This window comes from Streptomyces sp. UNOC14_S4, assembly GCF_020740835.1.
In the GTDB taxonomy this organism is placed as follows: Bacteria; Actinomycetota; Actinomycetes; order Streptomycetales; family Streptomycetaceae; genus Streptomyces.
The window spans coordinates 1-9,934 of the sequence record NZ_JAINFC010000284.1; the positions used below are offsets into that span (position 1 = coordinate 1).

Sequence of the window (9,934 nt, forward strand, 5' to 3'; positions counted from 1 at the left end):
CGCCCGTGCCGTCCGTGCTGCCGTCGTCGACGAGGAAGACCTCCGCCCGCCCCGGATAGTCCTGCGCGAGCAACGACGGCAGGCTCGACGGCAGCACCCCCGCCTCGTCCCGGGCGGGGACGACGATCGCCACCGTGGGCCACTGTCCGTCCGTGGGCGGTGTGCGCGGCGGCAGGCGCACGTCCGTACGCCAGAAGAAGCCCTGCCCCAGCAGCAGCCACGCCCATGCGGCCAGGGACCCGACAGTGATCCACGTCAGCGCACTCACCGTGGCAGTCTTCCCACCCGGGCGCACGAAATCCAGCCCTTCCGATCTTCGCCGGCCCCTCGCCCGTCCTACGCCGGCCCTTCGCCGACTCCTCGTCGGCGGCTCCCCGGGGCCGTCCGGGAGCGAGGGCGGGCCACGGCCCGGACACCCCCATCCATTAAAGTGACCGGGTGAAGATCGCGCTCATGGACTCAGGAAACGGCCTGCTGGCGGCCGCCGCCGCCGTACACCGCATGCGGCCGGACGCCGATCTCGTCCTCTCCTCCGACCCCGGCAGCATGCCGTGGGGCCCCCGGACCCATGAGGACATCATCGCCCGTGCCCTGGCCGTCGCCGGTGCCGCCGCGGCCCACCGCCCCGACGCGCTGATCGTCGCCTGCAACACCGCCTCCGTGCGCGCGCTGGCCGCCATACGGGCCGAGCTGGAGCCCGGGATCCCGGTGATCGGGACCGTCCCGGCGGTCAAGCCCGCCGCCCTCGGCGGCGGCCCGGTGGCCATCTGGGCCACCCCCGCCACCACCGGCAGCCCCTACCAGCGCGGGCTGATCCGTGACTTCGCCGCCGGTGTCCAGGTGACCGAGGTGGCCTGCCCCGGGCTGGCCGACGCCGTGGAGCACGCCGACTCCGGGGCCATCGACGCCGCCGTGGCCGCCGCGGCCGCCCTCACCCCCGACGATGTAAGGGCCGTCGTCCTGGGCTGCACCCATTACGAGCTCGTCGCGGAGCGTATCCGTGCGGCCGTTCAGCCCCGTCTGCGTCCCTCGGACGAGCCCCTCGCGCTCCACGGCTCCGCCGACGCCGTCGCCGCCCAGGCACTGCGCCGGATCGGGTCCGCCCCCGCCCCCGACGCCGAGCCCTCGGGCACCCTCACCGTGCTGCTCGGCGGCCGTGAGGAGACCCTGCTGCCCTCGGCGCTCGCCTACCCCGAGGGGCGCTCGCTGCCCGCGGTCGGCGCCGCGCGGCCCTGAGCGACCGCGGCCCGCCCGCTCCTCGCGGGTCCCCGCACGTTCCGTTTCCGTCGCGCAGCACCCTGCCGCGGTGGCGGAAGGTGAGTAGGCTGCGTCATATGAGGGACCACTCCAAGGGCCCGCAGGGCCACGAGGGCGACGGGAAGCCGGACGCGGTCGGAACCCCTTCCCCAGCCGACAGCGGCACCGAACCCGCCGTCTGGACCGGCCGAGCGACCAACCGGATCCAGTGGCTGCTGGCCGCCGCCGGCGCAGCCTGCCTGGCGCTGGGCGTCGAGCTGGCCGTCGACAGCGCGTGGACCTCGGGGCTGGCCCCTCTCGTCATGTCGGTCGTCGGCTGCGTCGCCGCGGGCCTGCTGATGCTCTACGGCACCCTCGCGTTCGTCCATGTCGCGGTACGGGTGGACGCCGAGAAGCTGGAGGTGCGCTGCGGCCACATCGGCGTGCCGCGCACCCGCATCCCGCTCGCCCACGTGGTCGGCGCCGAGTTCGCCCCGCGGGTGACCCCGCGGCAGTGGGGCGGCTGGGGCTACCGCTGGCTCCCCGAGAAGGGCACCGCCGTCGTCGTGCGGCGCGGCGAGGGCTTCGTCCTGAGCCTGGGCGACGGCCGGACCTTCACCGTCACCGTCGACGACGCCGAGGCGGCCGTGGCGATGATCCGCGACTGCCTCCGCCGGAGCGGCGGCGGGCGCAGGGCCACCGCCTGACGCCGTCCGGTCCGCGCGGGTCCGTGGCACCGGTCCGTGGCACCGGCCCGTGACACCCATGCCGGCCGTCCCGGCCCGCACGCCACGAGTGATCACCGAGGGGCATTAGGCTCGACGTATGCCGATCCCCGACTTCATCCGTGACATCCGCGCCTCCGCCGGTCACCAGCTCCTGTGGCTGCCCGGCGTGAGCGTCATCGTCCTCGACGACGCGGGCCGCGTCCTCCTCGGCCGCCGGGCGGACACCGGGGAGTGGTCGATCATCGGCGGCATCCCCGAGCCCGGCGAACAGCCCGCCGCCGCGGTGGTCCGGGAGGTCTACGAGGAGACCGCCGTGTACTGCGTCCCCGAGCGCGTCCTCCTCGTCCAGGCCCTGGAACCCGTCACCTACCCCAACGGCGACCACTGCCAGTTCATGGACATCTGCTTCCTCGCCCGCGCCACGGGCGGCGAGGCCCGCGTCAACGACGACGAGTCCCTCGAGGTCGGCTGGTTCGACCCCGACGCCCTCCCGCCGATGGAGGAGTTCGCGGTCACCCGCATCAAGCAGGCGACGGAGGACGGGCCGACGTGGTTCGAGGGGGCGGGGAAGGTCTGAGCCCGCCCGCCGCGCGGGCGGGGCACCCCCCGGCCGCGATAACCCTCCCGGTCCGTGGCTATGCTCACGCGGACTCAGGAACGGGCACCGGGCCCACTCCTGCCAGGGGATGGGGATTGCAGGATGCGTCGCAGGTCATGGGTCGCCGCAGGCGCCGGGGCAGTGGTTCTGACGGGCGGACTGATCGCGGCCATCGTGCTGAGCGGCGGCGGGGACGGGGGCCAGGAACCGAGGGCGCGTCAGTACACCGACCACAGCGCCTGCCTGCTGACCGACGGCCGGGGAGTGACGGGGGACGAGGCGGCCCCGGTCTGGGCCGGCATGGAGGACGCCTCCCTGGCCACGCATGCGAAGGTGACGTCTCTCCCGGTCTTCGGCCCGGACACCGTCGCGAACGCCGTTCCCTATGTGAACACCCTCGTGCAGCGCCGTTGCGACATCGTGCTCGCCGTCGGCCGGACGCCGGGAGCGGCTACGGAAGAGGTGGCCGCCAGAACACCCGCAGCCCGGTTCGTCGTCGTGGGGGACGGCAGGAAGAGCGGGAATGTGACGGTGATTCAGCAGTCCCGGGACACCCGGTCCGCAGTGGCGCGGGCGGTGAAGGACGCGGTGCATAAGTGACCGATTGACGTGGATTATCTCCACATCGAGTCATTTATGCATGTGAACTCAGGTCTGGTGTCAGTAAAGGATCATTAAGGGCATGTTCATGACTCTGGAATGATCGCTCCTTGTGAACGAAGGTCAACAGGTTGTTTTGATCTTCGATGGAGTAGTCATGTACCGACGCCCGTACCGCCGTTCCACCCGATGGAGACAACTGCGCCACCGCCTTGCCCGGGGGGTGAGCATAGCCCTTCTGGCGATTTTCGCCATGGCCTGCACATGCGGACAGGCCGCAGCGGCAGGGGCGGCCTCGGACCCCTGGCCCACCCCCAGCCTCTCGGGGCTGACCTCCTTGCTCAGGGGGCACAAGCCACCTCACTGGGGCAACCTGCCGCACCAGACGTCAGGAACCGCTGCGGGCCGGGGACATGACGCCTCGACCTCGTCGACCCGCGCCGGTCACGGCGCTGGCGGCAAGCCCGAGCCCGGCAAGGGTGAGCTGCCGCCCTACGCGCCGAACGACCGGAAGCCGGTCAAGGGCAAGAGTGCAGGCGGCCAGGGCTTCGACGCCCGGACCAGCAAGCGCGTCGCGTCGAAGTCCACCGCCACCTCGGACTACTTCGAGAACGCGGACGGCTCGCACACCCAGAAGCTGGCACCGGCCCCCATCAACTTCCGGGACGGCGACGGCAACTGGCAGCACATCGACACGACGATGCGCAAGGGCTCCGACGGCCGCCTGCACCAGGGCGCGAACTCCGTCGACGTGGACCTGGCCCCACGCGCCACGGATTCGGCACTCGTCCGGGTCGCGCCCGACAGCCGCCACGCACTTTCGTACGGCCTGCAGGGTGCCGCCGACGTTCAGCCGGACGTGTCCGGTCCGACCGCCCGCTACCGTCAGGTGCTTCCCGACACCGACCTCGTGCTCCAGTCCGGCGCCATCGGGCTCAAGGAGTCGCTGATACTCCACTCCGCCCGCGCCGGGAACGAGTGGACCTTCCCCCTGGAGACCCAGGGCCTGCGCCCCGTGCTGGCCGATGACGGCTCCGTCAAGCTGCTCGACGCCGACGGCAAGGCCTCGGTCGTGATCCCGGCGGGCTACGCCTACGACTCCCGCACCGACCGGGTCTCGGGCGAGCACGCCACCACGCACGCGGTCACCTACCGGCTCGTGGAGTCCGGCGGCCGCACCTCGCTCCGGATGACGCTCGACGCCTCCTGGCTCCACGCCCGGGAGCGGGTTTTCCCGGTCACCGTCGACCCGTCGGCGATGAACTGGGGCACCGTCACCACGTACGCCGAGTCCGGCGAGCCCGGAGACCACTCGACAGAGCTGACCATGAAGGTCGGTTCCTGGGACTCCGGCCCTCACTCGGCTGTCTCCTACCTGCAGTTTCCGGACCTTGCTCAGGCGCTGGACAACTCCAAGATGTCGGTCACGGCGGCCGCACTGGAGCTCTACGCGATCTGGTCGTCCACCTGCACGCCCGAGCGCTTCGACGTCGCGCCCGTCACCAAGGCCTGGTCACCCCAGCAGATCACCGGCTATCCGGGGCCTTCGTACGGCTCCTCGATCGGCAACCTGACGCCGAACGTCCCCGTCAGCTGTGCCAACAAGAGTGGTGACCTGTCCAAGGGCGACTACCTCAAAGTGCCGCTGTCGACTGGTGTTTTCAACAGCTGGGCCAATGGCTCCTCCGGTGACTTCGGACTGGCCGTCTACGCATCCACGTCGGACAACCTGCACTGGAAGCAGTTCGGATCGGCCTACAACCTGGATGTGGGACCTTCCCTCTCTCTGACCACCAGCGCCGCGCTGCCCCCGGTGGTTGTCTCGACGACACCGGAGAACAACGCCGTCGTGAACACCCTGACCCCACAGCTGACGGCAGACGCTCGGTGGGACACGGGGCTCACGACGTCCGCGAAGTACTACTTCCAGGTGTACGACACCGGGGGAACGAAGCTCGCGGACTCCGGGCTCATCGCCGACAAGGGGACTTTCGCCGGTGTCTCCTACACCGTTCCGGCTGGGAAGCTGAAGTGGGGCCAGTCCTACTACTGGGGGGTCCAAGCATTTGACGGCACCAACTATTCCGCCGGTCCCAACTGGCAGCAGCTGACCACCCAGGTGCCGCAGCCCGCCGTCGCCTCCGGGCTCTCGCAAAACCCGGACGGGCATGGCTACAGCCCGGCCATCGGGAACTACACCACCTCCGCCACCGATGCCAACGTCTCCGCGCCGGGTCCGTCGCTGACGGTCACCCGTGACTACAACTCCCGTGACCCGCGCACCACGGGTGCCTTCGGAGCAGGCTGGTCCAGCGTTTTCGACGCGCGCGTCGCCGAGCAGTACGACGCGTCCGGAGGTGTGACCAGCGCCCAGGTGACCTACCCCGACGGCTCCGCGGTCGGTTACGGCAAGAACGCCGACGGTTCGTTCTCGCCCCCGCAGGGGCGCTTCGCCACCTTCCGGTCGATATCCGGCGGGTACTCGCTCACTGACAAGAACGCCACCGTCTACGCCTTCACCCAGAGCCTCGGTTCCGGCAAGTACGGCCTCACGTCGATCACCGACGCCAACGGTCGTGCCGAGAACTTCAGCTGGTCCTCGGGACACATCACCGACATGACGTCGGCGGTGTCCGGCCGGGCGCTGCATCTGACGTGGAGCACACCGTCGGGCGCGACTGGCCCGCACGTAGCGGCTGTCGCCACCGACCCCGCCGTCGCGGGTCAGTCAAACACCGCCTCGACCTGGACGTACACATACAACGCTGATCAGCTCACCAAGGTCTGCTCGCCGGTCGACACGAACGGCTGTGCCCAGTACGGCTACACCGCAGGCTCGCAGTACCACAACCAGACCCTCGACCAGGGCCCGGTCTCCTATTGGCCGCTTACGGAGAGCACGGGGAAGATGGCCGCCAGTGCCGTGCTTGCCCGGGCCGGAGCGGACACTGCCACCTACAGCAATGTGACGCTCGGCCGACCCGGCCCGCTGGCCGGAAGCAGCGCGACGGCCGCCGACTTCGACGGCTCATCTTCCTACGTGAAGCTGCCGAACCTCGGGATCGGGACCAGCTCCGCGCAGTCGGTCTCGTTGTGGTTCAAGACGTCGACCGCCGCGGCCGGCGTACTGTTCTCGGCTTCGAGCAAGCCGTTGCAGCCCTCCATCAAGGACGATGTCCTGCCTGCCCTTTACCTGGGCAACGACGGCAAGCTCAAGGGCCTGTACTGGTGGGGCATGGAGAACCCGGAACCGATCAGTACCACGGGTTCGGTCGCCGACGGCAAGTGGCACCACGTGGTGCTCACCGGGTCGTGGGCCGCGCAGCAGATGTGGCTGGACGGCGGCTTGGTCGGCAGCGCGCCCGGCGCGGGCAAGGTCGGTCTGAGCGGTACGTCCCCGTGGTTGTACAGCAACGTGTACCTCGGTACGGGCTACCTCGGCAGCTACTGGCCCGACCAGCCCCACCCCAACTCGACCACGTTCTACGCCACCTACTTCAAGGGCTCCCTCTCCAACGCCTCCTTCTACAGCAAGCCCCTGACCCAGGACAGCGTCCTGGACCTCTACCGGGCCGGTACCAGGCCCGCCGGTCTCCTGACGTCCGTCACCCGTCCTTCGGGCAAGACGTATGCCTCCGTCTCCTACGACCCCGTCACCACGGCGGTCACCCAGCTGACCGACTCCAACGGCGGCTCGTGGACCATGGGAGCCCCCACGGTCTCCGGCTCCAGCCAGATATACCGTTCCTCTGTCCTCGGCTCGGGCCCCGCCGCCTACTACCGCTTCGGTGATGCGGCCGGCGCCCGGGAGGCAGCCGGTGAGGTGAACTCCGGTGCCGCCGCGTACAACGGTGTGACCCTCGGCTCCGACGGGCCGTTCACGGACGCCACCACCGCGGCCTTCGACGGCGGCACGTCCTTCGTGCAGCTGCCCACGAACCAGCAGGTACAGACCGGGCCCAACTCGGTCGAGATGTGGTTCAAGACTCCTCGCGGCACCACCGCGGGCGGAGTGCTGTACGGCCAGATGGGCGTTCCGCTGAATGCGTCGAACCCGACATCCTCGGACTGGACCCCCGCCCTCTACGTCGGTACCGACGGGAAGCTGCACGGCAAGTTCTGGGACACCAACGGCGTCTCGGGCGGCATGACGTCCACGGCTCTCGTGAACGACGGCAAGTGGCATCACGCCCTGCTGAGCGGGTCCGCCAAGGGACAGCACCTGTACTTGGACGGTGTGCAGGCCGGCTCCACCACCGCCGCGCTCCGCGGCTCGGCCGCCGGCTACAGCTACATCGGTGCCGGTGAGGCCGCCGGCACGTGGCCCGCCCACCCGACCAACACCCTCGGTTACTTCTCCGGTTCGATCGCCGAGGCCGCCTTCTACCGCACCGAGCTCACCGGCCAGGACGCGGCCGCCCACTGGTCGGCCGGGCGCAGCTCCAACGGGCTCTCCCCGCTGAAGACCGTGAAGGTCACCGACCCCGGCACGAAGACGATCACGTACCAGTACGACCTGTGGAACGGCAACCGCGAGGTCGCGCAGACCGACGGCCGCGGCTACCGGACCACGTACGGCTACGACACCGGCGGCTTCCTGCACACGGTCACCGACCCCAACGGCAACGTCGTGACCTCCGGCCACGACGTGCGGGGCAACGAGGTCAGCAGGACCACCTGCCAGAACCAGGCGGGGCAGGCGTGTTCGACCACGTACACGAGCTACCTGCCGGACGACACCAGCGACCGACTGAGTCCCGATCCGCAGAACGACCTGCCGGCCACCGTCCGCGACGGCCGCTCGTCGTCCGCGACCGACACCACCTACCTGACCTCGTTCTCCTACGACGCCGCGGGCAACAAGACCGGCGTGACGACCCCGCCGGTGGCAGGGTCCCCCAACGGGCGCACCACCACGATTTCCTACACCGACGGCACCTCGATCGAGGCCGCCGATGGCGGGTACGCGCCCAAAGGCCTGCCCTACAAGACCGTTTCGCCGGGTGGTGCCACCACCACGATCACGTATTTCAAGAACGGCGACGTCGCCTCGACCATCGACCCCAACGGCGTCATCACCAGCTTCACTTACGACAATCTCGGGCGAGTACTGACGAAAAAGGTAAACGCGGATGTCTTCCCCGGCGGCCTCGTCACCCAGTACCGCTACGACGCCGAATCACAGGTCGTCCAGCAGACCGACCCGGCGGTGACGAACCGCGTTACCGGTGCTGTCCACCAGGCGCAGACCACCACGGTCTATGACGTCGACGGACTCGTCACCTCCCAGACCGTCGCCGATCTCTCCGGCGGCGACGCTTCGCGCACCGTCACGTCCACGTACAACCAGTACAACCAGCTGGCCACCAACACCGACGCGACGAAGGCGACCACCACACTCACCTACGACGCTTACGGCAACAAGGCCACCGAGCGCGACCCGCTCGGCAACACGATCGCCTACACCTACGACGCCAACGGGCACCTGCTCACCCAGACTCTGCAGGCGTACACGGGCGATCCGGTCGCTCCCTCCACGCCGAAGGACCTCGTGGAGTCCTCACGGGCCTACGACCCGGCGGGGCGGCTGCAGTCCATCACCGATGCGATGGGCAACACCACCTCCTACACCTACACCGACAACGGCCTCACCGCGTCCGTCACCCGCGCCGATCCCACCGGCAAGAACACCTTCGTCCAGCAGGCCAACACGTATGACGCCGCGGGCAATCCGATCCAGCACGTCACCAACAACGGTGCGACGGTGACCAAGTCCACCGTCGACGCCGCGGACCGCGTCACGGCCACCACCGTCGACCCGGCCGGGGCCAACCGCACCACCACCGTCTCCTACACGCCGGACGACCGGGTCGCCACCAGCACCCTGACCGACGGCAGCGGGACCACCCGCGCCACCAGCTCCACGTACGACGCGATGGGCAACATCACCAGCCGCTCCGTACGGCAGGACGGCGTCGGCCACCCGACCGGCTGGTGGCCGCTGAACCAGAGCTCCGGCAGCACGGTCACCGACGCCTCCGGTACGGGCAACACCGCCGCGGCGACGGCCGTGACATGGAGCGACGGCGCAGCTTCGCTCAACGGCACCACCAGCGTCATCACCACCAACGGGCCCGTGCTCAACACCGGCTCGTCGTACACCGTCTCCGCGTGGGTCCGGCTCGCCGCCCAGGGCGCGAAGGACCAGACGTTCGTCGGGCAGGGCGGGAACAACCACCAGGCGTTCTCCCTCGGGTACAGCGCAGGTGCGAAGGCGTGGTCCTTCGTCACCAGCACCAACGACGGCTCCGGCACGGCGTACCCCGCCGTGTCCTCGCCGGACGGGAGTGCCGCCGCGGGCGCCTGGACGCACCTCGTAGGCACGTACCAGGCCGACACCGGCGCCATGAAGCTGTACGTCAACGGCCAGCCGGTCGGCGCGGCGACCAACTCCACCCCGTGGAACTCCGCCGGTCCGCTGACGCTGGGCGCGGTGCACACGATCGGCGGCGGCCTCTACAACCAGGCCAACGGCTCGATCGGGAACGTCCAGACGTACTCCCGTCCGCTCTCCGCCGACGAGGTCTCCCGCCTCTACGCGGCCGACCGCACCGGCGACGCCACGGCGTCGGGCAGCCAGGCCACCACGCGCTGGCAGCTCGACAAGCGCGGCCTGCCGGTGAGCATGACCGACCCCGACAACAACGTCACCAACTACGCACACGACGAAGCCGGTCACCTCACCGTGACCAGCGCGCCCGCGGCCAATACC

The 9,934-nt window shown here is 69.9% G+C and carries 6 protein-coding genes; 5 read left to right on the top strand and 1 reads right to left on the bottom strand.

What is annotated here, in order from left to right; genetic code table 11:
* On the bottom strand, positions 1 to 268 hold a 268-nt coding region (locus K6I34_RS23265), incomplete at its 3' end, for a glycosyltransferase (RefSeq protein ID WP_229328277.1).
* Between the two features lie 170 nt (positions 269 to 438).
* On the opposite strand from K6I34_RS23265, the gene K6I34_RS23270 reads away from it, so the two are divergent.
* The 5 genes from K6I34_RS23270 to K6I34_RS23290 form a co-directional block, all read left to right on the top strand.
* Positions 439 to 1,236 (top strand): glutamate racemase, encoded by a 798-nt coding sequence (locus tag K6I34_RS23270; RefSeq protein WP_229328278.1) that lies wholly within the window; start codon positions 439 to 441, stop codon positions 1,234 to 1,236.
* A 98-nt stretch (positions 1,237 to 1,334) separates the two neighbouring features.
* The gene (locus K6I34_RS23275) at positions 1,335 to 1,943 is read left to right on the top strand and encodes a hypothetical protein (protein ID WP_229328279.1); all 609 of its coding nucleotides are present in this window, start codon (positions 1,335 to 1,337) and stop codon (positions 1,941 to 1,943) included.
* 118 nt (positions 1,944 to 2,061) lie between these two features.
* On the top strand, positions 2,062 to 2,541 hold the full coding sequence (locus K6I34_RS23280) for an NUDIX domain-containing protein (protein WP_229328280.1): 480 nt from the start codon (positions 2,062 to 2,064) through the stop codon (positions 2,539 to 2,541).
* A 123-nt stretch (positions 2,542 to 2,664) separates the two neighbouring features.
* Entirely contained in the window at positions 2,665 to 3,162 is a 498-nt protein-coding gene (locus tag K6I34_RS23285; RefSeq protein WP_229328281.1) for a BMP family ABC transporter substrate-binding protein, read from the top strand.
* A 223-nt stretch (positions 3,163 to 3,385) separates the two neighbouring features.
* The coding region (locus K6I34_RS23290; protein ID WP_229328282.1) for a LamG-like jellyroll fold domain-containing protein at positions 3,386 to 9,934 on the top strand (6,549 nt) is incomplete at its 3' end.